We start from the raw sequence: 25,129 nt of genomic DNA on the forward strand, positions 1-25,129 counted from the left end.
TTGTGTAGTGGAGACTAAGCTTTCTTTTTAGAAAGATATAGTAAAAATTCAAATTTTTTGATGCAAATAATTGATTCTAGAACTAGAAAGTTAAGGTGAGGAGCAAAAGAGGCAAAAATCTTATCGTTATTCCATTTCTGTTGGTTTAAGTAATAGTTCCACTCCCTCTAATATTTTTTCTACTCTCTCCGGTGAAAGAGTACCTATTTTATCTGTCAATTTTGCTTTTTCTACTGTGAAAATCTGGGATATATTCACAACTATTTTATCTGGTAAATTTGCCTCACCCACTGCCAAAACAATATTACCAGGAACAGCAGCAAGCTTGAGATTAGAACTTAAACTACAAACAACCACAGTCTTAATCAAACTAAAATTAAAAACATTGTTCTGAATTACAACATGAGGATGTCTGTAAGTAGCTTGAGAACCGGATGGTTCATCTAATTCAATCCAGAATATATCACCTTGATTAATTAGCACTCGTCCTCTATTATACTCCTATGATGTCCACTAATACTACTTATTGATGTTGATACTTCTGTATCAGAAACATCCTCATAAGCAGCATTTATTTTTTCTAGCAATAGTCGATTTTGATGCCGACGAATAAACTCTTCTAGAGCGATCGCTATTAAACGACTTCTAGATATTTTCATTTCTGCTGCTAGTGCTTCAGCTTGTTCAAACAGATACTCTTGTAATGAAATTGCAGTTTTGACAGTGGCCATATAATTATAATTTAACTTTTATGTTAGTATAATCATAGGTTATATTGCTGTCAATACTTATTCAAAAAGGTCTCACCTCTTGAATTTATTGAGACATTTAACTCCTCCTGATACTGAAACTCAAAATCATCCTAGTATTCTAGATTTAATTTGGAGTCAATTTGTTTCAAATAATTCCAGAGAAAATCTTAAATTCGGGAAAAATCTAAAATCTAACAATGAAAAATGCAGAGGCCAGAAGGAAAAATTGCTTGGGGTTTGAATTTTAATCCAGCTTGATTCGGCAAGGGGTCTCCCATTATAGTGACAGCTTAACGGTGAGGGGAATTGCCGACAGTAAATTAAACTGGTGTCGATTGATGTTCGACATATTACTTTAATTGCTCAATAGTTACACGACCGCAACTAGCAATAAAATAGGAACCATTCTACAGTACAGGTTTCCGATAAAATCTTGCCAGGTAATCAGCAAAGTCTCTCCCGACCAAACTCCTAGAAACAGTTTTGAGATTAGCTATAAATTTACTCAATTGAATTTTTGGGTTGCGGTAAGTGTAATATAAAAATTATGATAATTACCGAAAAATTGTGGGTATGCGCCTCCCCTTTTAAGGGGATAAAAAAGAGCATATTCGCCAAGGTCAAGCCTCCTTATTGCAGAGGTACTGATAACTGATAACTGATGACTGATAACTGAAATGACTCATTGCTATAAAATCAACCCCACTGCTGAACAGTCAGCCAAAATTGATTATTGGTTGGAACACCTGCCAAGGCATTGGAATTACGCCCTAGGTCAAAGGCTAGACTGGTTGAATAGAACCAGATGTCAAATTGACCGTTGTTCGATAGTGTCATGTCCTATTGGTGAGATTCCTCAGCTACCAGATTATTATTTTCAGCAATCAGCACTTAAACAGACAAAAAAGTTGTTTCCAGATTATCAGGAAATCTATTCTGAAGTCCAGCAAATTAACTTGCAAAGACTAGATAAAGCTTGGAAACGTTGGTTAATACCTGAAAAGTGGAGGACGACCTAGATTCAAAAAATCAGGTAAGTTAAGGTCATTTTGTTTCAGTAGAGTCAATCATCCTAGAGCAGCAGTTAAGTTTGATAGCAAGCAAATCATTATTAGTAAGTTTGGTACTATTCCTGTAATAGTTCATAGACCTATACCAGATGGGTTTGTTATCAAAACTGCAACTATAACCAAAAAAGCGAGTGCGTAATTCTGGGGAAACCCCAGAATGTAAGACGCACTCAAGAAGCTGACGGCTATTATGTGAGTTTTAGCTTGGAAGATAACCCTCCCCTAACCCTTCCAGGGAGGGGAACTGAAGGGGTGGGTTTAATTCCTACAGATAATATTCAGACTGCTATAGGTATTGATGTAGGCTTAAAAAAAATCTTAACTACTAATACTGGTGAGACTATTTCTGTGCCTAATTTATATAGAAAAGTACAATCTAATTTAGGTAGAAAACAGCGTAAAGTACCCAGAAAACAAAACGGGTCTAATAACTGGAAAAAGGCACAGAATAGAATAGCTAGATTATATCAAAAAATTGCTAGACAAAGAGAAGATTTTCACTACAAAACAGCTCATAAGTTAGTTAAACAATATGACTTAATTGCTGTTGAAGACCTTAAGATTAAAGGTTTAGCTAAAAATACTAAACTATCAAAATCGATTTATGATGTTGCCTGGAGAACTTTTATTGAAAAACTGAATGCAGTAGCGGTAAAACGCGGTGTTCATATTGTTAAAGTTAGCCCTCATAACACATCGATTAATTGCAGTAATTGTGGTCAAAAAGTACCATTAACTTTATCAGTTAGAACTCATTCTTGTCATAAATGTGGAACGGTGCTAGACAGAGACGAGAATGCAGCAATTAACATATTGGATAAAGCTTTAAGCGAGGTGGGTATCATCTTGCCTGCTTGTGGAGGCGTAAGACGTTTGTCAACCTGTGTTCGCCTAGCGTTACGCCAGCAAAGCAAAAAACTTCTAAAACCTAAAAAATGACGGGAGGAAGTACGCAGCGCCTGTTTTAACGGCTGGATGAATAACGACACGCGGGTAATAAAGCGGAGTTACTTTCCGGTTTGGCTTTCAATGTACTTCCTGACAGTCTCTGTTGAAGCGTTTCCTGTTGTTGCACAAAAAAAGCTAGGAGTCCAAAGCGTAGGTAATTTTAGTAATCTAGGAAATTCTTTCCTCAAATGATGTGAAGCTCTACCTTTGAGGCGCTTAATTATGACTGATGGAGCAAAAGTGGGGTCAACTTCTAAAAATAAATGTACATGGTCTGGCATTATTTCTAATGCTATTAGTCTCCAATCATGCTCAGTACATAGCTCAAAAATAATCTCTTGTAGCCTTTGCTTGACATCTCCTACTAAGACAGACTTTCTACGCTTGGGACAAAATACAAAATGGTAATTAATCAGTGTTACTGAGTGAGGATTTCTTCTATATTCATCTGGTTTTTTCTTCATTAATCTGTAGACATATTATGTTTAATAGTGCTATTATATCTACAGGAGGTAGTAATCAATGTATGGATGTCAACAACACCTAGTCAAGAGTAACTCAGAAGTAATGGCTGTGCTTGAGTATCTATGCACAGAAGCAAATAAGTTGACAAATTGTGGGCTTTACTATTGTCGTCAAATGCTGTTTAAAGCAGGACGCTTTCTATCTAAAACCGAACTAGATTTTGAATTAAAAAGTAATCCGCATTTTAAGGCAATGCGTTCAGCCTGTGCCCAACAAACACTGCACTCTGTAATTGAGTCCTTTAACTCCTATGCCAAACTAGCTAAAATGTTCAAATCGGGAGAGCTAGTACAGAAGCCAAAACCACCAAAATATCGTAAACAGGATGGTTTAGCAGTTGTTAGTTACCCGGCACGATGGGTTAAGTTAGTTAATGGGATGCTTAAGTTTCCTCTAGGTAAGCAAGTAAAAGCGTGGTTTGGTATTGACCATTTCTTGCTACCAATGCCTGGTAACTTAGACTTTAATCAGATCAAAGAATTTAGGTTCGTCCCTAGAAATAACTGTTTCTATCTAGAATTTGCTTATGAGCAACCACAGCCAGAAAAAGGTCAGCCAATAGCAGAAAATGTTTTGGGTATTGACCCAGGATTAAATAACTGGTTAACTTGTGTGAGTAATGTGGGGAAGGCTTTTATAGTTGATGGAAGAAAGGTTAAATCTCAAAATCAATGGTACAACAAACAAGTAGCAAAAATCAAAGCAGGTAAGCCTGGTGACTATTGGGATCATAAATTAGCCACTATCACTGAAAAGCGCAATCGTCAGATGCGGGATCATGTGAACAAAGCAGCCATATTTGTTATCAACTGGTGCATTGAGCATCAAATAGGTACAATAGTTTTTGGGTGGAATCAATGCCAAAAAGACAGTATTAACATAGGTAAGAAAAATAACCAACAGTTTGTTCAAATACCAACAGCCAAGTTAAAAGCCAGGATAACTGAATTATCTGAGCAGTATGGGATTAAGTTCGTTGAGACTGAGGAAAGCTATACGAGTAAAGCTAGTTTTTTAGATGATGATTTTCTGCCGAAATTTGGTGAAAAACCCGTTTGCGTAGCATTCCGTAGGAAAAGGTGGGAAGCATCAGGAAAGCGCGTTCACCGTGGCTTGTACCGTTCGGCAACAGGTAAATTGATTAATGCAGATGCTAACGGTGCAGCTAATATTATCAAAAAAGTAGCAACACAGCTAAGTATTGACTTAGCCAAGGTTAGTAGGGAAGTTTTGATGCTTCCACAACGATACAAGTTAGAGAATCTAACTAAAAAATATCGTAAACAGTGCGTTGCGTGGCAATAGCGCCCGTATAAGCACATCCGCTTATAATCCAGGGTGTTTTAACCTCTGGAGACATCAATTGGGTTCAATTATCTTTGCTTGCGAGCTTCCCGTTATAATCTCCGATTTAACGGGAGAGAACCTCACTTGCATGAAGTGAAAAATATCCAGTATTCCAGCCTTCATGGCAAAAAGGCCAGAAATTCTATGTGTCTAATCACAGAACCTTCAGTTTCTGCCATCCTATAACTTCTGCCACTGAAGTAAATATTTTATTTCTACTAAATTTAATCATAACTATGGAAACTTTTCTGACTTTACTTTACCAAACTACTCAATATGCAAATACCATAGTGAAGACTCAGCTCATACATCTAAGTTGGGTCAGTTTGATCATTATATTTGTAGCTGGTTTACTTACCAGTTTGACACCCTGTATGCTTTCGATGTTACCAATAACTATTGGCTACATTGGCGGATATGAAGCGAAGAGTCGTCTCCAAGCTGCTGCTCAATCTACTTGGTTTTCTTTAGGATTAGCCACAACTCTTGCTGGTTTAGGGATTGTAGCATCATTGCTGGGAAAAGTATATGGTCAAGTAGGTATAGGATTGCCAATTATTGTTAGTATAGTTGCTATTTTAATGGGTCTTAATTTACTAGAAGCATTGCCATTACCTATGCCTTCTTTTGACAGTATGGGATGGATATCTCAAGATTTACCTAAAGGAATACGTTCATATTTATTAGGTTTAACATTTGGTTTGGTCGCATCTCCCTGCAGCACTCCCGTATTAGCAACATTATTAGCTTGGGTTTCTACAACTGGAGACTTGGTTTTAGGAGGAATTTTATTGTTATTTTATGCCCTTGGTTATGTAACTCCTTTGATATTAGCAGGTACTTTTATAGCTAATATTAAAAAATTTTTAGAACTGCGAAAATGGTCTAGTTGGATTACACCTGCTAGTGGTATTTTATTAGTTGGTTTTGGTGTATTTTCACTGTTATTTAGAATAGTACCAGTTACTTAAAGAAGCAGTCAGCACCTCAGCACCTCAGCAATCAGCAGATTTTCTTTGAGACCCCCTCGTTTGTGGAGTATTCCGGAACGGAAAGGAGATTTCAACTGCTCCAAAGGCCATCAGGCTGATAAGAAGCTGGGGATTTTTACCCGGAGCTGCTAAAAGCTGTTAGCGCAGTTCCTCCGTTAGGAGGCTAGCTGATAGCTAGTAAAAAAAAGGTAGTCTGATAGATAGTAGTAATTTATGGTTGAGGTGACGAATAAAAAACAGTCAAAATAGGTGAAAAATATGCTCGAAAGTTTATACAGTAATGGTTTAACCTTGAATTAACTATTTTTTAGATATATCTAGTAGCGCGTCTAGCTTTAAAATGTGAGTAAAGCAATAGACATCTGGTGGAAAATAAATAAACCTTTTAATTAGATCGGTTTAGGAAAGAAAAAATCGCCCTAAAAAATCCTTTTTCTTTTTTGTAAAAATATCTTACCTGTTGCCTGTTGCCTTTCGGAGCTGTTGCCTACTCCTGGAAAAAATCTATATCTTTTTCACGCCTAGGTCTAATTGCTAAGAAGGCAGTAAATTCAATATTATCGGCCTGTATTTACCCACAATTTTAGTCTGGACAAGCTACTAGTGCCACTACGCGGAAGTTAAAAGTCATGGATTTAAAAGTCAATCATTTTTGATTTGTAATTGTTTTAGGATTTTGTAACTGGTTAGTTATTTCCGCCATCCTATAGCAATGTGCGCTGGCATATTTACAAATTGCAGGAGATGTCCAATAGCTAAAAGTCTTATATTATCGGTTTTTTATTCCCCCAGATGAGCTGTTGCCTGTTGCCTGTTGCCTGCGCACAGCGCTATACACTAGGTTTTCCTAGGTCATGATACACAAACAGCTATTTTTAGCCTTTTCAGGTATTTTCCTTGCTAATACTGGATTTCAAGCCATTTTTGGTATTAAAAATCTAAAAGTACCGTTATGACCAATGATTTAGAATTGCTGTACTTGACTTTTTCGAGGGAATATTACTATTGGTACACTACGATAAAAAAATATAAAATTTGATAGGAATTAAATTAATGGATGCTAAAGATTCAGGATTAGGCTCGTTCAATCCTCTCAAAATATTTAGAAGAGAAATATTGCCATTATTGGCTGATTTACGGTTAGCGATCGCTTTATTATTAATAATTGCTATAAGCAGCATTTCTGGCACAGTTATAGAGCAAGGTGAATCAATAAATTTTTATCAGGAAAATTATCCAGAAAAACCAGCATTATTTGGATTTTTGACTTGGAAAGTAATTTTGTTATTAGAGTTAGACCATGTCTACCGTACTTGGTGGTTTTTATCAATATTAATTTTGTTTGGAGCAAGTTTAACAGCTTGTACTTTTACGCGACAAATGCCAGCTCTAAAGTCTGCTAATCGCTGGAAATTCTATAATAAGAAACAACAATTTGAGAACTTAGCATTAAGCGCAGAAGTAGAAACAGCTTCCCTAGATTCCCTAGGAAAAATATTACAGCAACGTGGTTATCAGGTATTTCAAGAAGGAGATAAACTTTATGGGCGGAAAGGAATTATTGGTAAAATTGGCCCGATAATAGTTCACGCTAGTATGTTGATTATTTTAGCAGGGTCAATAGTTGGTTCAATGACCGGATTTATCGGTCAAGAAATAGTGCCGAGTGGAGAAACATTTCAAATTAAAAATATTGTGGATGCTGGAATTTTTGCCGAATCACAAATTCCTCAAGATTGGTTGGTGCGGGTAAATCGTTTTTGGATTGACTATACTCCAGAAGGGGCAATTGACCAGTTTTATTCAGACCTATCAATATTAGATAAAAATGGTTCCGAAGTAGACCGGAAAACTATATTTGTCAATCAACCTATGAGATATCATGGGGTGACAATGTATCAGGCAGATTGGGCGATCGCTGCAGTTCAAGTCAGAATTAATAGAAGTCCTGTTTTTGATTTACCAATGGCCAAACTAAGTACGGCCGGAGGGGGCAGAATTTGGGGAACTTGGATTCCGACTAAACCAGATTTGAGTGAGGGTGTATCTCTACTGGCAAGAGATTTACAAGGAACTGTATTAATTTATGATGCCACTGGTAAATTAGTTGGTAGTGTGCGGGAAGGAATGTCTACAGAAGTTAATGGGGTAACGTTATTTGTTGACAAAATTATAGGTAGTACGGGTTTACAAATAAAGGCTGACCCTGGAATTCCGATTGTTTATTTAGGTTTTGGTTTATTGATGTTGAGTGTGTTGATGAGTTATGTTTCTCACTCGCAAATTTGGGCTTGGCAAGAGAGCGAGCGGGTTTATATTGGGGGTAAAACTAATCGCGCTAGTGTGGCCTTTGAACGGGAAATGTTGGAAATTTTAGATAGATTAGATCGTAGACCTCTTGCAAAAGTGGCTGATACAGTATGATGGGACTACTCAGTAGCGATCGCTAACTCCAAACAGGCGAGGGAGGGTAGGAAGTATGGGGATGGTGGAGAGTACAGGGTCTGGTCTGACCCTATGCTGCAAACTTCACGCAAGACCCGCATCCTCTTTTCGGACTACACTCGCGTTATACTGTCGATGATGAAAAACCTACCCTTGTCAGGATGGGGTGCTGGGGGTGTAGAGCGAGTATTTTTCAACCTGCTTGGTGCGCGCTAGAATACCCTAAATGTGGTCATATCAAGAAGAAAAAACTTTCTGTTTGCGCAGCATTCCGCAGGAATAGAAAACATAATTGTAGTAGTTGTGGATATAAAATAAATCATGATATAGCTGCTGCAAAAGTAATTAGAAACAGAAAAGTTAGGACATCCCTTTTCTCTTTTTTCTACTGCCTTTCAAGCATTTATTGTCCTAATACCATTTCTCTGTAAAAATGCGCTTAATAATTGTTGCTCAGACTTTATTACACTGACTATTTTCATTTTTAATATTAAGTGCAACTTTATGGAGAGATGGTATAACTAAAAAAAACGTATTGCTATACTTTTTTAAATAATAGAGTTGTTGGGAATTAAGCTAAAAAAATGGCTAAAACCCTTATTAGTCAAAGTTTATAGTGTTTTTTAAGCCTCAAATCCTCAAAAGCTTATATAGTAAACTTTTGAGGCTTTTGAATTTTTATTTCCCAACAACTCTAATGATTAAAGTTAGAGAAACTCAGGTCGAAGTCTACTATTAATATCATGTCCTCATATCCGAAGGCAATCGTTTGTATAAACCCAAGGGTGAATATCTACAGATTTAAGTTTTTTTCTTGCTCAATAGCCTTCCTTCCTCTTCCCTCTTCCAACTTCGGTCTTCCTTACCTTCGCGCTTACAATACCGATGCTACCGGACATGATATAAGTTAGAAAAAATGTAAAGTCTTAGCTAATAAAGAGACTGCACTAATAACTCCAATAATAATCATCAAGTTATTGAAGTATTTTGATAATTTATTGGCAATATTTTTGTCTGGCAAGGTACGGTTAACAATCTGCCAATCTGAAGATAAGACTAAACTAGATAAACCACGCCAAATATCAGCATCAATTAAAGTTTGCTCTTTTTTTATTCCGGTTACAACTACAATTAAACTCTGTTGAGTTGGCAAGCGATATTCTTTCAATTCCACAGCTAATTCCTGTTGACGTTGGGGTGAAGTTTCGGCAATTTTATTAGTGGTATTTGGCAACTTATCTTGGAGTATTTTTTTAGCTTGTTCAGTATTAGTTAATTTTTGTAGATGCTGAAAATCAACTTGAAAACCAAGCTCTCCTCCTAAACTTACAGCTTGACTAATTTCTACTGTGAAATGTTGTCTTTCTTCTGTATTTAAAGCCATAGCAGCTAACATTCGTAAAGTTCTTTCATTATCTGGAGAATCTGAAATTACCCAAGCTATAGAAATCCGAATCTGGCGATCGGCAAAATCAACTCGCTCTGTAGGTTCGATACCTGTTAATAAACACAGTAAACTATTATTTTTTCGGCTCAAAACTACTGAAGCAGATTCACTATCAATTAATTGATTTGCTTCCTGAATTATGGCGGGCAAATTTTGTTTATCTATTCTAGCTTGAGTCTCTTCAGTAACCTTTAGCCAACGATAATCATCATCTTGATAAAAGCCTCTACTTTCAATATATATTTCCATATAAATCTCCTGTTTTAAATTTGATAATTTGAAGAAGGAAGAAGGAAGAAGGAAGAAAAAGTGGATAGGGACTCAAAACCCAACCAATAATAATATCAAATCCGGTAGCATTGACATAATTAGATAGTTATTAGGAGTCAGGAGAGAAGAGAATTTAGAAAGATTTGCGCTCTGGCTGAAGATGAAAATTTTTTTATACCGAATTAAGAGAATTTGATATAAAAATTGCGTAGACGGTGGGATATTAAATCCAAAAGAAAAAGATAAAAATAATGAATAAAATAGGTATTTGTATTTGGGACTGGTTATCGTATGTTTGTTAGATTAAATTTTCCTCATAATCTGGTATTTTTTGACCATAAATCATGAATTAATACGCCACTTATTCATATCAAGTAACTACAATTCTCTGTCACTTCTAAAGTAATAAATTTTGCTTTGATAGGGAGCAAGCACTACAAACAATTCGATTGATAAATCACTCATTTTCTTCTTATACCAAGCGTGAAAAAAGAATGTTACGAATTAATTTGGGCAATAAAAAGAATTTATAGTAAATGTCCCTTTGACTAATAAGATAAGTTATGAACTAAGAAATGGTATGGAAGCTATTCATTATGCCTCTTGACTCCTGTCTCCTGTCTCCTGACTCAATAGCAGTAACCTAAATATTTGTAGCAAAGATTTATTAAACTGGTATTAAATAGTAGAGTGCAGTAGTAAAGGTCATACACGATGGTATTAATAGGGTTTGATGAAATTTCTAAATCAATAACTTAAATTTTTAAAGCACTCTAATATCAACAACTATAAGTTATCATTTTCTTTATAGGTTTAATACCAATTTGATAAATGTTTGCTACAAATAGTTAGGGTATTTCTTAGGAGTCAGGAGACAGGAGACAGGAGACAGAATGAATTGCTTCAATACCATTTTCAGGTTGGAAATCATTTTTTTGTCAAAGGACATATCTTGCATTTGTATTTTTATTCCCCTTACTGTTCGTAACATTCTTTTTTCACGCTTGGTATAATACCCCACCGTCTACACGGTGTTCAAAATTACTTGGGGGAGCGTAGACGCGGAGCGGCTTGTCGAAGACTATCCATAAGTAATTTCCCTCCTGTCTCCTGTCTCCTGTCTCCTGTCTCCTTCTTCAAAATAAATCTCTGCCCTGAAGTACGACAAAACCCGCAGTATTTTTACAACCCTTAGAAAACTGAGTCAAAGCATTTTTAATATGAGCATCTAAACCAATCCAACTAACAACAGCTTGTAAAAATTTAGGGGTACGCTCTTCATGGTGCATTTTCAACAAAAACCGTAATAAGTAACGTAAAGGTTGGTCATTATCCACGGGATTATATTCAGCATTGCGACTAATTTTTCTAAATCCAAAAGTAGGTAAATAATTATTTCTTGGTTCTTCAATGGTTGTACAAATTACACAACCCAAAGTTTGTACTGGAGTAATGGCAATGGCAACTTGAGAATTTAATGGTGGAGAGGATAAGAAATTAAGCAAGTCGGCATATTCCTTTTTGATTCTTTCTAATAATTGTTTGGCTGCTCTCTCTCCTTTTGTCATTTCCATCTCGCATTTAACTGGAGCAAATATGACTAAGCGAGGTTCTCGAATATCTTGATAAGCTTCTTTAAACATGGCTGTTATTTGCTTTGGTTTATTCACATATTCATTAAATTTTCCCTTAGACATCATTAATGCTGGCGTATCAATAGCAATTACAACTGCAGCAGCATCATTCATCAATTCCCTGACAAATTTTCTCTCGTTAGGACTAGCTTTATCAGAAATATAACCTCCTGGATAGTCATAAAAATTCAGTCTTAAAAATGGCTTTTTATCCTGTTCAGCTAAGTCAAATATAAAAGAACGAACTTCTGAAGAACCGGGAATACCTGCTCCTGGTTGGACTTTAAAAGTTTCTGTGAGACTTTTTAATTCTTTGAGGCGTTTTTTGAGAATAGCATGACTTTCTGCTTCTGGAATTAGTTGGAGGTTAGCCTGAAAACTTATTCTTTTAAATTGTTCGTACATTGAAGTTAATAGGCTAGTTTTACCAACGGCGCTAGGACCTAGAAGTGTGATTTTTAGTTCATTCATAGTAATCATAATTCCTTGATTTTATTGTCAATTTGAAGAGTAGTTAATAGTTCAAAAAGTTACAGCAAATTCGCTCGTATCTGAAGTACAGAAGACATATCCTTCAAAAGAGGGAACAGGGAATAGGGAACCCACCCCTCGCCCCTCCCCCTCCCAGGAGGGGAGTAATTGATAATTTATGGATAATAATTGATTTGATTTTTAATTATCGGAGATGTCTAGATATTAATGATCGGATGTTTGTAGTGCGGGCATCTTGACCGCTATGGATATATTCATCATGGAATATGCTGTAATATTAGTCTGCCTACTTACACTTAATAGATAAGTGATAATGTAAACGTCTCGCTTACCTACGGGAGCAAGATGCTCCCACTGCCATTGCTATAAAATATTGGGATTAATCCTATATAATATCCCCCAAAACCTCTTTCTATCTCCTATTCCCTAACTATTAATTAATAAATTGTAGAAATTCTAATTGATTAGCCTTACCAACTATATCTACTAACCTTTGCCATTCTTTAAGTGAATCTGAACCCTCTCCCATGGGTTTAAAATAAGCAGGCCAAACAGGCGATCGCACCTCATATAAAAATACAGGCCATTCATTTTTTATTTCTTCTCCACGCAATACTTGATCGACAAATTCTTCTACTGCAGCAAATACGGCTAATTTTGGTTCTGATGATAAATCTGCTAAGGCTTCTTGACATTTATAAACTGTTTCTTGGTGCAATTGTTCTAAATTTTCTAGCACTTCTTCAGCGGTGGGTTTAGCAGATAATCGGAGGGAAGTATCGTCAGGAGTTAAGTCATCTAAGTGTTGTCTAATTCGGTAATGAAAATTTACCTCATAAGACATTTCAAAATTCCATAAATTTTGGAAAGCTCTGTGTAAATTAGGCTGTAACTCAGACAGTTTATTCTGAGCAATAACTTGCAAAAATTCGGCTCCCCTAGCAGTAGTTAAACCTCCCAATTTTCCTTGTTCGGTTAAGATTTTAATTATTTGAGACTTGGCATCATCAATTAATTGTTTTAACCCATTATCTAGAGAATTAAAATGTCGAGTTAAATGAGTCCGAATTTTATGTAAATATTCGGCATAAACAATTTCCCAAGAACCCTTTTCCCGATGTCTAACCTTAATCTCTTGTAAACTAGGAATTCCCTTATCTTCCTTACAACTTTGAATTGCTACCTCTACTTGAGGTTTAAAAAAATCTTCATCTACCAGATAACGTTGCTGCTTAAAATTATCCAGCAATTCCATTAAACCCACCGATAAATTACTCATCAACTGATTATATAAAGGTAGAAAAACTCCCATTTCATTTTGATTTGCAGTAGGACTTGCTAAAGCCTGACGTGCCTTTTCTATTTCCACCTCTACAATTTTTTGTAACTCCACCATCCGCTCTTGACAAGAAGCAGCATATTGTCGATCTAAGCTCTGAATTTTAGTAGCTAAATAATTCAAAACAGTATCTAATATTTTCAGATTAGCTACTTCCACATCAGCACAATTAGCAATAATACAATCCACTAAATTCAGATGTTTTTTATCAAAATCGTCAGCCAAATCTTGACAATTATTGAAATTATCACCATTTGCCGAATTAGCATTAGTTTGATTCAGAATCATAAAAGACCACAAATCTAAAGGCAAATCTACAATTGCCGCCCTAGCTGTGTCATAAAGTCGGACATCAACATCTGCCCAATAGTCACCTTTGGCACTGGGCATTCTCACAAATAAAACAGCATCAATATCCTGACTTAATGTCTGAATTAATCGTTCTTCATCTCCTACTCCAGTATCCCCTAATCCCGGCATATCAACTAAAGCAATTTGCCCAACTTCATTATTAGGAAAGGGGCAAGTTATTTTCACTTCTTTTACTGCTAAATAATTGAAAAATATGCGCTGGCCGTCGGCAGTATCTTGAGCCACATATTCCCGAATTTCATTACTAGAAATACGCTTGGGTGGAGAATTTAATAATCCCACATATTTATCAATATTAGTATGATATCGATTCAAATGTTCATACATCGCACCCGGTGCAGCATATCCAGGCAAATTTTCTGGCAATGGTGGCAAAGGTTTAGAAGCAAATTCAACTAAATTATTAGGTTTAGCACCCAGATGTAGCTTTTCATAATAGGGGGCAATGACATCATCAATAAACGACCGCTCCGAATGAAAATAAACCTCACCAAAAGTCGTAACATTAGGGTTATGACGAATCATGCTACGAACACCCGTACAATGTTGGCGATCGCCGTCGGGAATTTCTGTTGTGGTCAATCCCGTTAAACTTTGCAAAAGACGACTTTTTCCTTGTCTAGCACGACCAACTACCCCAATATTCAATGTATCGCGGGAAAAACGCACCTTCAGTTTTGCCAACGCTTCTAACTCTGTAGCAATTTTCAGATGTAGCGCCAGAAAATCAATTTCCGCCAGTCTACCTTGAATTTTCCGGTCTTCTATTTGGGTAATTAATTTATTGCGTTGAGATTCGAGAGCGTGTAGCGCTGAGGTAAGTTCCCTCAAATTTTCCTCTGTGCGTTCAATTTTCTGAGCAAGGGGACGACGTTTATCGATAATATCGCTAATAGTTTCACTTCTATTTCGCATAGCCAAATTCCTCTATGAATATTTCAGCAGAATTAGAGGATGGTAATTTGGAGACTTCCAATATCCTTCTCTCTGAATTTAGCTACAAATTCTCCCCCCTCGCTTCCGGTTAAATTTTAGTAATTAGTAATTGGGAATTAGCAGTTTACAAATGGTAGTTACTTGTTATAGGACTTACGCACCTGCAATGCATTTCCGTAATTGCGGCCGACAGGGTTTGCGGAGCAGTCCGGGACGGAAAGCAATCTCAAATCCTAATTTTTCGTACCTCATGGGTAATATCATGTTCGGTTGAGTACTTACACTTTGGAGGAAGGAAGGCAGAAGACAGAAGGGTTTATCCCAATTTTAACCTAATTCTATACACAAACTATGCTACCGGACATGATATAAGTCCTGTATTTATATTACAGCAGATTCCATCTTAATGAGGTACACACATAGCGGGCAAAATGTACCGTATCTTAGGTCTTTTTGTCCTTCTAGCTCTCCGTCTGTGAGAACGCTTTTGCAGTTTTTCGGAAATTAATGAACCTCTATGTTGAATTTCTAGCATCCATATCACCTTGTTTCCTTCTAATAGAGCCACCCTAAACACTATCGGTATCAAACCAACTTCCGATTGGCGCTATTAAACGCTTTCCTTAATTTAGAGCGACCAGTATATATGCTGGAGTTCACATATTGTGGTCGTGACCTGCCAACGTAGTCAGTTAAGACTCGATCTGCAACCTTTGAGAAACAACCTAAGAAATGTCCTTTCTTTGGCTAGGTTTTTCAAAGGTGCTTATGGGTGAGGGGAAGAGACCCAATTTTTTGGTAAAGTTCTAGCCTGAATTTTTGATCATTAGTATTTTCAAACCAGAACGAGGATGTAAACTGGGAATAGAACTAAGGGATAAATCTTGATTTGGCTCTAATTTCCACTGATAATTACGCAATAGTAGAGAAGTAAAAATCTTCATTTCCATTTGAGCAAAAGCATAACCCAAACAAAATCTGGAACCTCCACCAAAACCAACTAAGCTATAATCCATCTTCTTATCTTCAGCTCTTTCTGGATGAAAACGCTCTGGCTCGAATTCGGAAGGATTAGTATAAACTCTTCGATCTCGGTGAGTTTTTTCAATGCGATATAATACCTGCCAACCTTGGGGCACATAGTAACCATTGTAGGTAAAAGGTGTAACCACTCCTCGAAAACCTCCAGCGACAGGAGGATATAGTCTTTCTACTTCTTTGAGGACTTGCTCTAAATAAGGCATTTGTTTGAGTTGCTCATTACTCAACTTTCCCTGCGGTTTTAATTTTTCTTGCTCGGCTTTTGTTTGTGCCAAAATATCAGGATGTTGTGCTAATGCCATACATAATGAGGTCAGCATTGATGTTGTGGTTTCATGTCCAGCAAATAGCATTAGTAATGCCTGTACTTTAATTTCTTCCAGACTGAGACTGTTTCCTTCTTCATCTCTAGTTTCGATTAATAAACTTAGTGCATCTTGAGTCGGATTTTTTTCTCTTTCTCTGATTTCTTCTTCTATATGATTCAGTAAAAAATCCCTCGCCTTTAACGCTAAGGTATAAGTAGTAAAAGGTAGCCTAATGGGTAGATCAAATAAACCTGCGGTTAGTTCACTAAATTTTCGAGACAAAAGTGCAGTTTTTGTTCCTGGTTTACTACCTAAAAGCAATATACTTGCAACTTCAAAGGTCATCTGTTTCATTTCTGGTAGTAAAGTCAGATGTTTCATCTCAGACCATTTCACCAAATAACGATTGATAGTATCAACCATAGTGGCAAAGTAATTCCTTAAAGCTTGTCCATGAAAAGCAGGCATTAATAATCGACGGTTTCTTTGATGTTCTTCCCCTTCTTGCAAGAAAAGAGACCTGCCTAAAAGTTCGTGAAAATTTTTCGACCAACCGTCACGCCAAGAAAAATGGTCAAAATGAGTCTGGAGAATAAAACGGTTTGCTTCAGGGCCGATCATTACAATTGTAGGACGACCTAATATATGAGTTTTGAAGATAGTACCGTATTTTTGTTCTCGTTGATCGGCGAAATTACGATCTCTTAGAAAATCAATGGTTTCACCAATTAATGGCAGTCCAAAACTACCAGGGGGTAAAGGATGAGTATTTTCTTCTGTCTTCTTAATAGTTGGCATTTTAATACTTTTTTGTCTAATTTTATTGACAGTTTACCATTGCTGGAAGAACAACATAGACGAGATGGGACATTTGAAGAGAAACCTACGATTTAATTCTGCATTGATTGTCTAACTCGATTAATCCAGCCTTGACTTCGTTTCAACACTTCAGAATATGGAAGTTCACTCTCCATGATCAATTCCATTGGCAGAGGATTTTTCAGCAATGGAAACCAAGGTATTAGCTTCTTACCAATAGTCAGAGCGATCGCTAATAAATATCTGGAGTTTAGACTAAATTCTATTTGATCGGCTGGAACCCTTGTGTAGCAAGCTTTTTCCGCTTTTATTCAAATAGACATCCGTTAAGTCTCAAATCCTCTCAGGGTAATGGTTTGGTGGTTTGAGCTGTTCAATTAGTCTAAACTCCAGTAAATATAAATCATACCCAAAATCAGCAACGCCCAAATTTTTGGGGACATTTCATAGAAAATCCCTACTTACTTCCTTGTTGGCAAGCGCCCTGTCACTATAGAATACCTGCAAATTGAGGCTATAAATAATTGCATTAAACCTTTTCGCGATTTGCTTTTTTATTTCCCCATTACCAATTACTAATTACCGAAAATTTGTGGTTTAAAGCCTCCCCTTTTAAGGGGATAATAAAGAAAAATTTTCATGATTAGTCAATCCTCTTCTTTTCAAGGAGAGGTAATTATTAATTATTAATTATTAATTGTTGAACATTATCCATCAGTAATTTTCTGCATTTTCTTCTCAGAAAAACGCCGATTTATAGAAGAAACTGCCCTCACAGGAATCTCTGTTAATTGAGCTAAAATCAAATTCCAGAGATAGCCATATTGAGGATTATTTTTCAGTAATAAAAGTTCGGCAAATACATAAAATCTTTTAGTTCTTTTGTATTCAGGAGGATTATCTTCAATCCTAATTTGTTCTGGTTTAGGCAATTTATGACCGATAATTTTTCCTTGCTGATAATACTTTGCTTGAATAGAAAGCCCTAATAATCTATCCAAACACCAAAAAGGAAAATATTTAAACGGTCCTGACAAAATCATCGCATCTCTAATATCTGCCAAAGTTGCTTGTACTATTTCATTTTTCCATACCTTTTTATCAAAGTTTTCTGTATGCCATCCTTGATGATCTTTTCTTTTCCCTAAAAGACACAAGGGATTGAATTTATTATGCAAAGGAGCTATGGGTATTTCCACCATATAATTCGGTTGATTTTGTAATTTTTGGTCTCCCGTCCTTACACCACAAGTATTCATTTCATCAATATTAAATATTGATTCCCATGGAGATTTTAAACTAGCCTCATCACCGTATTTTACATCTTTTCTATTAAGCCTTAAAACCCAACTATCAGGATATTTAGTAAAATATTTTCTAGTTATTTCTGCAATATCTGGATGCAAAAGTTCATCACAATTTACTGTTAAAATATATTTTCCCGAAGCATTTACTAACCCAGTCATTCTTTGAATTATTTCTCCGCGAAATGAACTATTTATTTGTTGCATTCGGGGGTCGCTAATTGGCAGTTTTTCCATTCCTGGAGGGTGGGCTAAAATTAACTCTACATCTCCATTGATTTTTAAAAGGGTTTCGATCCAATATTCAGGAAGACCTTCTCTTGTGGGTACTACAATTGATAATATTGGCTGAGTCATTTTTATGTATATTAGCTAAGTTTTAGCTACATTGTATCAAATTTTTTGATCGTCAGCCAATAATTTAATTTTGGGGTAATTTTACAGAAATTTTATAGCAAATATTGAAGAAGGAAGAAGAAAAAAGTGGATGGGGCAACTTTTAAGCATTCCCTCCGCGTCTACAAATCCTAACCAAATTGTAGAAACTCTGTAGACGGTAGGATATTAAACCAATAAAGAAAATTCTTGCATCCTACTGTCAAACTTCAGAATTTTCTGTCAAACTCTCAATACCTCCTCCTGCTGTTGAACATCTAAATTATTTACAACTTTCAAAAGTACTGTGGGTGGGGTAGGTAAATCTAAATCATTTTCTAGTTCCTGATAGGGAATAATTGCCTTTGAAATCTCCCCATTATCAATATCTTTCAAACAAAAATAAAAGTTATTCCCATCTGAAATAACAGAAAACTCTAAAAACTGAAAATCAAGAGTGTGATATTTTCGATCTGTAAAATTATCCCGATGAAAACTAGGAGTAATTGCTACTAATCTCACAGGTTGCCGATAATCAACTTTGTCACTAAAAGGTTTCTCATCTAACAAAGCATCATAATAACGAGTCAACTGTTGAACAATTACCCTATCCTCAACATTTTTTAACTCCAACACCACTAATTTTTCCTGACTATCAATAGCTAAAATATCGCACCTTTGAATATTAACGATATATTGTCTGTCTAAGACCTTCAAACCTAGTAAAATTTCTAAGTTTTCATCAAGAAAATCTTCTAAAATCTCTTCACTGACAAATTCCCACCCAGAACCATTCTTGATTAAATATGCGTTACTGAACATATATAATTGAATCTAAATTTTTGATACAATTTTAGACTTGTTTAGAAACAGCAACAGTGATATTAATCTCTGTTTGTAACCGATGCAATTCTACTTTTTTTTATGGTTAGCATCTCATTTTTATTTAATATAGATTTTGTGACCTAATTATGCTGAATGTATGGCTGTAAAATCAATTTTTATCACATTCTCGATTCTGCCATTAATTTAGGCCAAACTACCAGGAAAAATCCCATCCAAGTTAATATAGGAATAGAGATAATAACTGTTAACCAAACAATTCTAAACACTAACCAACTACTACTAATAATAGTGATTCCTGTCATAAGTATTGACCAAGGTTGACACCACCAAGGTTTGTAATTCCAAGGGTTAAACTTTTCTTGTTCAATTGAATTTTTCATAAATAATAAACGAAGAATAAGGAAGACAAAAAGTGAAATAAACTTACCGAAAGTAACAAAGTAACAAGGAGAAAGTTTTTTTTATTAGTAATGAACCAAATTTGATGTTAATTAGAATTTAAACGTTTGGTAATTTGTTTAATTATGCCACTGAGAATTGCACCTCCCATCAAAATTCCGATAGCTGGAGTAAATACTGGTTCCCATAATCTATGCCAAAGATCCAGACCTAAAGCCACTCCAGAATAACGACCAATCACAGCGATCGCGAACCAAGCAAAACCAATTATTACTAGAAATACATTTGCTACTAAAAATGTATCTAACCAGTTGAGTAATTTTTCTTTCATTGTTAGTAATTTTCCATTAATATTTTAAGTTATTATACTATAACTAGGTAAGTAACATTATTTATATATTTACTCATCTATATTTTTTGTTATCTATTTTAAGCTATTATACCAATTATTATCTAGAAATTCCACAAAAAAAAATAAATATTTTACTCCTAAAAAGGAACTAATCCAATCCTATTATCTACTTATTTCTATGATTTTTCCTTTTTATGTTCTTAATTATGGATTCCAACTTCAGTTTTTCCTTTTTTCTTTTCTTTACTAATATGACATTGCTCGATCAAATTGGTTTTATTCATTTTAACTATCAACGATGAATATCAAATTAGCAGTTAGAAATCAACTCATAGTTTAACAGCCTTTTTCTGTTACCTTTGTAGGGATAAAAACAGTTACAGTGGTTTGTTCTAAAGGAATACTTTGGATCTTTAATTGCCCATTATGTAATTCAGCAATTTGTTTAGCAATACTGAGACCTAAGCCCGATCCCTGTTGCTCATATATTTTACGATTAAATTGTTTATAAGCTCCGATATTAGAAATTTCATTAAAACTCATCCCTTTGCCAAAATCTATAAAATCAACAGCAAAAACATGATGAACTAATCTACCTACTACCTTAACTTTTGTGCCGAAATCAGAAAATTTAAAGGCATTGTCTAACAATTCATCTACAATTTTTCTAAAGTTAGGCTCAGAAATTTTTAAATGAGTATTTTCTGATGCAATCTCTAAGTCTTTTAAGCGATTAAAACTTCTTGCTTTTTCTAGAGCAACCTCTCTAATTATTGACTTAGGATTACTAACAGAACCTGTTGTAAATAATTTTAATCTATCTCGCTCCCGTGATAATAGCTCTAAATCTGCATATAGTAAAAAATTCTGGATTAGTCTATATAAACGGTGCGCAGAAATGTGAATATTTTCTACCATTTCTAAAATTTCATCCTTTTCTAATTCTTGAAACTCTTCAATAATAAAATTGGCAGAACCAATAATTCCATTGAGTGGAGTGCGTAGTTCGTGAGGTAGAGATAAAGTTATACTACTTCTTAATTCATCTAGTTGTTCTTGAGTTTTTCTTTGAATAGTTCCTTGTTTTTCTAATCTGGTATTAATTGCTTTCATTAATTCATCTCTGGTAAAAGGTTTTGTCAAGTAATCGTCAGCTCCTAATTCCATTCCTTCTCTTAAATCAGCTTTTGTGGATTTTGCAGTCAGAAAAATAAATGGAATTGTTTCTGTTACTAAATTTTTCCGTAATAATTTTAATACTTCATAACCATCAAGTTCTGGCATCATTACATCACAAATAATTAAATCTGGAACAATTTCTAGAGCTTTTTCTACTCCTATTCTACCATTTTCTGCCTCTATTGCTATAAAATTTTCTGCTTCTAAAACATCTGTAATTATTTCTAAAATTACTTTTTCATCTTCAATCACTAGAATTTTTTTCATTTATATTTTCCTTTTCTAAATTTAACGGTAAGATGACAGTAAATGTAGTTCCTACCCCTACTTCACTTTCGACAAAAATTTGACCTCTATGTAAATCTACACAATGTTTGACAATAGTAAGTCCTAACCCTGTACCAGAAATATTAATAGCATTTTGAGCGCGGTAGAAAGAGTCAAATAAATATTTTTGTTCTGCTGCTGGAATTCCCATACCTTCATCTTGAATTTGAAAAATTGCATAGTTATTTAAGTAAGAAAGTTTGAGAAAAATATGACTACCTTGGGTCGAATATTTAACTGCATTCCAAAGTAAGTTGGATAGAATATGTCGCAACAATTTTTCATCTATGAAAACCAATTCAAATATTTGTGCCCTAGATTCATTTTGTGATTCTGGTGGAGCATTATAGATAGCATCATTTTGCTTTTGTTCTTGCTGAATTGAATCCGATTGAATGAAATTTAAAATACTTAGATTAATCCCATCTTTGCCAGAATCTTTCGTTGTTAATTGCTTGGCTTCTTGAAGCACAAAATGAAGGGAATATTGACTACCAATACTGAGTTTAATATCTTCTATAAGACCTCGACAAAAATTTTCTAAATCTAATGGTGCCGGGTTAAATTCAAAATTACCTGATTCTTTTTTGCCTATAACTAATATATCATTAAGTAACCCTGTCATATATTGAGCTGTAGCTTGTATACGACGCAAATAAGTCAGTTTTTTTTCTTCATTCCATTTATGACTATAGTGTTCTAATGCTTCTGCCGAAGCTAATATAGTAGTTAAAGGAGTACGGAATTCATGGGATGCCATAGAAATAAATTGAGATTTAAGTTGATTCAATTCTTTTTCTATTTCTAGTGCTTTCTTTATTTCAGTTTCTGCCCACTTGCGCTCTGTAATATTTTCAATATCACCTTCATACGCAATTAAATTACCTTTAGGATCACGCACTGCTCTGGCATTCTCAGAAACCCAGATGATACTCCCATCAGCACGATAAGCTTGATACTCAAACTTTAATACACTTCCATCCCTGCTAATTAAATCAATAAATTCATCTCTAGAGTTAGAATTAACATAAATTTGTTTGCCAATATCATTAACTTTTGCCATCATCTCCTCTGGCGAGTCATAACCAAATATCTCAGCTAAAGTAGGATTACCATAAAGGTAATGCCCATCTGGTGTAGACTGAAAAATACCTTCAACTGAATTCTCAAAAATGCTACGATATTTAGCCTCAGTTGAATTTAGTTCTTGATATGCTGTTTCTAATTGTAATCTAGTATTAAACTCAGTTTTGTGCAAAGATTCATATAAATATACAGAAATATCACAAATTAAACATACCCAGAAAATGCCAAGATGCATCTTCATAAAATTCCAATCTAAAGGTGCTACATCCAAACCAAGAATCTGATTGACACCAAAGTAATAACCTAATACAGTAATCTGAGATATTAGGTGTAAAAACCATCTAACCGGAATTAAAGTTGCCTGAGAAAAAAAAGTCAACATCCAGACAAAAAACTCAGGATTAACATTTCTCGTAACTGTATCTGAAATTTGCTCGATCATAGTCACAGACCAAGAAAAGCAGAGAAATATTAGACCAAGATGACGACTACCCCAGGAAGTTCGTAGTAGAAATATACAACCAAGTAAGGTTAAATGTACTAAAATCCTGGAAATTTCCCACTCTTCTAAAGGAGGGTATTTATCTAGTATGAAGAAGATTAAACTGAGTATACTTCTACTCAAGAAAAAGAAAAAAGCTAGCCACAATGTTAAATTTAGTCGAACAATCAAAAAACGATGTTGCCACTGTGGATATGAAACATTTGTTAAGTCTCTACTATTTTCAGAAGTAGGGTTGGCACTATCCAAATAGCTCAGTATTTTCTCAATAGGGGATAGTCTCTGTAGTTTTTTCAGCCATCCATTTCGCATAGCTAATTACATTGAAACCTCATAATTTAAGTCATAGACTTCGTACATCAGAATATTGTAATATAGCTGTCCTAAATAAGTTTTGAATAAATGTTAGTTATCTAAATACTGAGAGTGACTTCTCTTGATATGTAGCTAATGTTCAGATTCTATCTAGGATAGCTATAGTAGGTTAAATATGAGCTAACTACAATTTTTTTTCACTCGTCATTAACAATAATTTAGGGCAGGCAAAAATTATTAATTATTTACAGCTAGCTCCGTCTAAAATGGTATGATTATTTTTACTGTATATTAGTTATATTTATACCTAAATTGTTAGTCAAATTATGGTTAGTTATACCTTGCCTCAAAATCCAGATACGATTATAACTGTTAGGGGGAAAGAGTCACCCCGAGCTCGTCAGAAAGCTATGGATAAGCTTGTGGAAATGATGGACTCTGGTGAAATACTTACAGAATTAGAAAATGGATTTAGTCCGGAGCAATTTATTGAGGTCAAAGAGTCAAAAGAATCAAAGGAAATTGCCTCTGAGGAAGAAGAAGCTGTTGCCCAAGCAGTACAAATACTTAGCGATCTAGCAGCGCTGAAGATTAAGGTTGTAGAATCGAGAGAGGAAGCACTAAAGATTCGTTCTGCAATTGAGGTACTATTCACAGATGAAGCTGTCACTGTTGAAGAAATTGCTAATCTTAAAGATGGTTTTAAGGTGTTGAAAACTTTTGCTGTGGCTAATTTGCGTTATAGAGAAGCAAGAGAAAAAGCAGAAGAAGCTCGTATTATCTTAGACCAAGCGCTAAAATCTGCCGAATCAGAAATCAAGCAATCTCCTAAACCGGATAAATAAGTTTTCTAGTATCTAATAGACTTCTATAGGCAATTAACTATAGCAAAGAAAGGGTTGGTTAGGACATATATTGATAATGAATCTTAGATAGGAAAGGTTTTTCTCACTATTTTCTATCTATGCATATCTACTACAATATCTAGATATAAGTAATTAAAGCTATTATTGCCTACATCAGTAATATTGCTGAGGGTGATGTAATTATAGTTTCCTGTAATAAATTTATAAAATCTCTACATCATCCCACAAGTCAGACAGTATTATGAAACTTTAAATCAGAGAAGATCGGATAGTAAGTATATACTCATTTTATCAAATATTTACTTTATATATGCTACTCATAAAAAAAGCAGATTTTTCATATATTCATATATATATATTGATTGATAATTAAATTAATAACTATTTTATAGAAGTTGAAATGTATCAATAGTTTCATCAAAAATGCTCAAGGGTGACTAACTTTTAGAACTAGAGTTTAGTGTTCTAGACAACAAAATTGTGATCTGCATCATTACAAAAATTGAGAGATGTCACATCTTTTAATGATGTGACTCATTGAAGGTTACCTAATAATAATTGATACTAGGTATCGTGATTATCAAATAAAACCGATTTAAAATTTTTTAATATACTACTGGAGAAAACTTTTAATCATGTCTACAAAACAAGCTCAGTTAATCAAATTCTTGAAGTGGGAGTTGTCCATCTCTGATTCAGCGATCGCCATTGCTTTACGACATGAGGAAGAAGACCCTAATCAATTACCGATGATACTTTGGCAATACGGTCTTGTAACATTGAAGCAGTTAGATCAAATATTCGACTGGTTGCAGATGGCCCACATTTAATCAACTATATT

21 protein-coding genes are annotated in these 25,129 nt (G+C 35.0%); 7 read left to right on the top strand and 14 right to left on the bottom strand.

Annotated elements, in window-relative coordinates:
* Nucleotides 1-126: 126 nt before the first annotated feature.
* Together F6K18_RS16780 and F6K18_RS16785 are read right to left on the bottom strand one after the other, a co-directional pair.
* Nucleotides 127-483 carry a type II toxin-antitoxin system PemK/MazF family toxin gene (locus F6K18_RS16780; RefSeq protein WP_124144962.1) on the bottom strand — a complete coding sequence of 119 codons (357 nt, stop codon included), beginning with the start codon at nucleotides 481-483 and terminating at the stop codon, nucleotides 127-129.
* On the bottom strand, nucleotides 477-731 hold the full coding sequence (locus F6K18_RS16785; RefSeq protein ID WP_124144963.1) for a hypothetical protein: 255 nt from the start codon (nucleotides 729-731) through the stop codon (nucleotides 477-479). The genes F6K18_RS16780 and F6K18_RS16785 overlap by 7 nt, the downstream gene beginning before the upstream one ends.
* A 698-nt stretch (nucleotides 732-1,429) precedes the next feature.
* On the opposite strand from F6K18_RS16785, the gene F6K18_RS16790 reads away from it, so the two are divergent.
* Nucleotides 1,430-1,771, top strand: a complete 342-nt coding sequence (locus F6K18_RS16790; RefSeq protein WP_287522363.1) for a helix-turn-helix domain-containing protein — start codon at nucleotides 1,430-1,432, stop codon at nucleotides 1,769-1,771.
* Nucleotides 1,772-1,963: 192 nt separating this feature from the next.
* Entirely contained in the window at nucleotides 1,964-2,761 is a 798-nt protein-coding gene (locus F6K18_RS16795; protein ID WP_287522429.1) for a transposase, read from the top strand.
* Between the two features lie 68 nt (nucleotides 2,762-2,829).
* Here F6K18_RS16795 and tnpA read toward each other — a convergent pair whose 3' ends face one another.
* Entirely contained in the window at nucleotides 2,830-3,234 is a 405-nt protein-coding gene (tnpA, locus tag F6K18_RS16800; RefSeq protein WP_287522365.1) for an IS200/IS605 family transposase, read from the bottom strand.
* A 58-nt stretch (nucleotides 3,235-3,292) separates the two neighbouring features.
* On the opposite strand from tnpA, the gene F6K18_RS16805 reads away from it, so the two are divergent.
* The 3 genes from F6K18_RS16805 to F6K18_RS16815 all read left to right on the top strand — a co-directional run bounded on the left by F6K18_RS16805 (nucleotide 3,293) and on the right by F6K18_RS16815 (nucleotide 8,058).
* Nucleotides 3,293-4,600: a transposase gene (locus tag F6K18_RS16805; protein ID WP_287522366.1), complete on the top strand. Its 1,308-nt coding sequence runs from the start codon at nucleotides 3,293-3,295 to the stop codon at nucleotides 4,598-4,600.
* Nucleotides 4,601-4,878: 278 nt separating this feature from the next.
* On the top strand, nucleotides 4,879-5,613 hold the full coding sequence (locus F6K18_RS16810; RefSeq protein ID WP_287522430.1) for a cytochrome c biogenesis protein CcdA: 735 nt from the start codon (nucleotides 4,879-4,881) through the stop codon (nucleotides 5,611-5,613).
* Between the two features lie 1,074 nt (nucleotides 5,614-6,687).
* On the top strand, nucleotides 6,688-8,058 hold the full coding sequence (locus F6K18_RS16815) for a cytochrome c biogenesis protein (protein ID WP_287522368.1): 1,371 nt from the start codon (nucleotides 6,688-6,690) through the stop codon (nucleotides 8,056-8,058).
* Nucleotides 8,059-8,986: 928 nt separating this feature from the next.
* Here F6K18_RS16815 and F6K18_RS16820 read toward each other — a convergent pair.
* The 11 genes from F6K18_RS16820 to F6K18_RS16865 all read right to left on the bottom strand — a co-directional run bounded on the left by F6K18_RS16820 (nucleotide 8,987) and on the right by F6K18_RS16865 (nucleotide 23,356).
* Nucleotides 8,987-9,775, bottom strand: a complete 789-nt coding sequence (locus tag F6K18_RS16820; protein ID WP_287522369.1) for a hypothetical protein — start codon at nucleotides 9,773-9,775, stop codon at nucleotides 8,987-8,989.
* A 1,157-nt stretch (nucleotides 9,776-10,932) separates the two neighbouring features.
* Nucleotides 10,933-11,910, bottom strand: coding sequence for a hypothetical protein (locus F6K18_RS16825; RefSeq protein WP_287522370.1), 978 nt, complete (start codon nucleotides 11,908-11,910; stop codon nucleotides 10,933-10,935).
* Nucleotides 11,911-12,355: 445 nt separating this feature from the next.
* The gene (locus tag F6K18_RS16830) at nucleotides 12,356-14,548 is read right to left on the bottom strand and encodes a hypothetical protein (protein ID WP_287522372.1); all 2,193 of its coding nucleotides are present in this window, start codon (nucleotides 14,546-14,548) and stop codon (nucleotides 12,356-12,358) included.
* A gap of 424 nt (nucleotides 14,549-14,972) precedes the next feature.
* Nucleotides 14,973-15,146: an RRXRR domain-containing protein gene (locus tag F6K18_RS36655; protein ID WP_353735095.1), complete on the bottom strand. Its 174-nt coding sequence runs from the start codon at nucleotides 15,144-15,146 to the stop codon at nucleotides 14,973-14,975.
* Nucleotides 15,147-15,375: 229 nt separating this feature from the next.
* Nucleotides 15,376-16,716 (bottom strand): cytochrome P450, encoded by a 1,341-nt coding sequence (locus F6K18_RS16835; protein ID WP_287522374.1) that lies wholly within the window; start codon nucleotides 16,714-16,716, stop codon nucleotides 15,376-15,378.
* 728 nt (nucleotides 16,717-17,444) lie between these two features.
* The gene (locus tag F6K18_RS16840; protein WP_287522375.1) at nucleotides 17,445-18,398 is read right to left on the bottom strand and encodes a glycosyltransferase family 2 protein; all 954 of its coding nucleotides are present in this window, start codon (nucleotides 18,396-18,398) and stop codon (nucleotides 17,445-17,447) included.
* Nucleotides 18,399-18,659: 261 nt separating this feature from the next.
* A complete protein-coding gene (locus F6K18_RS16845; RefSeq protein ID WP_287522376.1) occupies nucleotides 18,660-19,238 on the bottom strand; it encodes an endonuclease NucS domain-containing protein in 579 nt (192 codons plus the stop codon).
* A 182-nt stretch (nucleotides 19,239-19,420) separates the two neighbouring features.
* Entirely contained in the window at nucleotides 19,421-19,642 is a 222-nt protein-coding gene (locus tag F6K18_RS16850) for a DUF6737 family protein (RefSeq protein WP_287522378.1), read from the bottom strand.
* A 107-nt stretch (nucleotides 19,643-19,749) separates the two neighbouring features.
* Nucleotides 19,750-19,992 carry a hypothetical protein gene (locus tag F6K18_RS16855; RefSeq protein WP_287522380.1) on the bottom strand — a complete coding sequence of 81 codons (243 nt, stop codon included), beginning with the start codon at nucleotides 19,990-19,992 and terminating at the stop codon, nucleotides 19,750-19,752.
* Between the two features lie 357 nt (nucleotides 19,993-20,349).
* Entirely contained in the window at nucleotides 20,350-21,459 is a 1,110-nt protein-coding gene (locus F6K18_RS16860) for a response regulator (RefSeq protein WP_287522381.1), read from the bottom strand.
* Nucleotides 21,437-23,356: a PAS domain-containing sensor histidine kinase gene (locus F6K18_RS16865; RefSeq protein ID WP_287522382.1), complete on the bottom strand. Its 1,920-nt coding sequence runs from the start codon at nucleotides 23,354-23,356 to the stop codon at nucleotides 21,437-21,439. The genes F6K18_RS16860 and F6K18_RS16865 overlap by 23 nt, the downstream gene beginning before the upstream one ends.
* Before the next feature lie 392 nt (nucleotides 23,357-23,748).
* Between F6K18_RS16865 and F6K18_RS16870 the strand changes: the two genes are divergently transcribed.
* On the top strand, nucleotides 23,749-24,267 hold the full coding sequence (locus F6K18_RS16870) for a hypothetical protein (RefSeq protein ID WP_124144976.1): 519 nt from the start codon (nucleotides 23,749-23,751) through the stop codon (nucleotides 24,265-24,267).
* 656 nt (nucleotides 24,268-24,923) lie between these two features.
* Nucleotides 24,924-25,118 (top strand): DUF2949 domain-containing protein, encoded by a 195-nt coding sequence (locus F6K18_RS16875; RefSeq protein ID WP_124143954.1) that lies wholly within the window; start codon nucleotides 24,924-24,926, stop codon nucleotides 25,116-25,118.
* The last annotated feature ends 11 nt before the right edge of the window (nucleotides 25,119-25,129 follow it).

It is taken from the genome of Okeania sp. SIO2C2, assembly GCF_010692625.1.
GTDB lineage: Bacteria > Cyanobacteriota > Cyanobacteriia > Cyanobacteriales > Microcoleaceae > Okeania > Okeania hirsuta.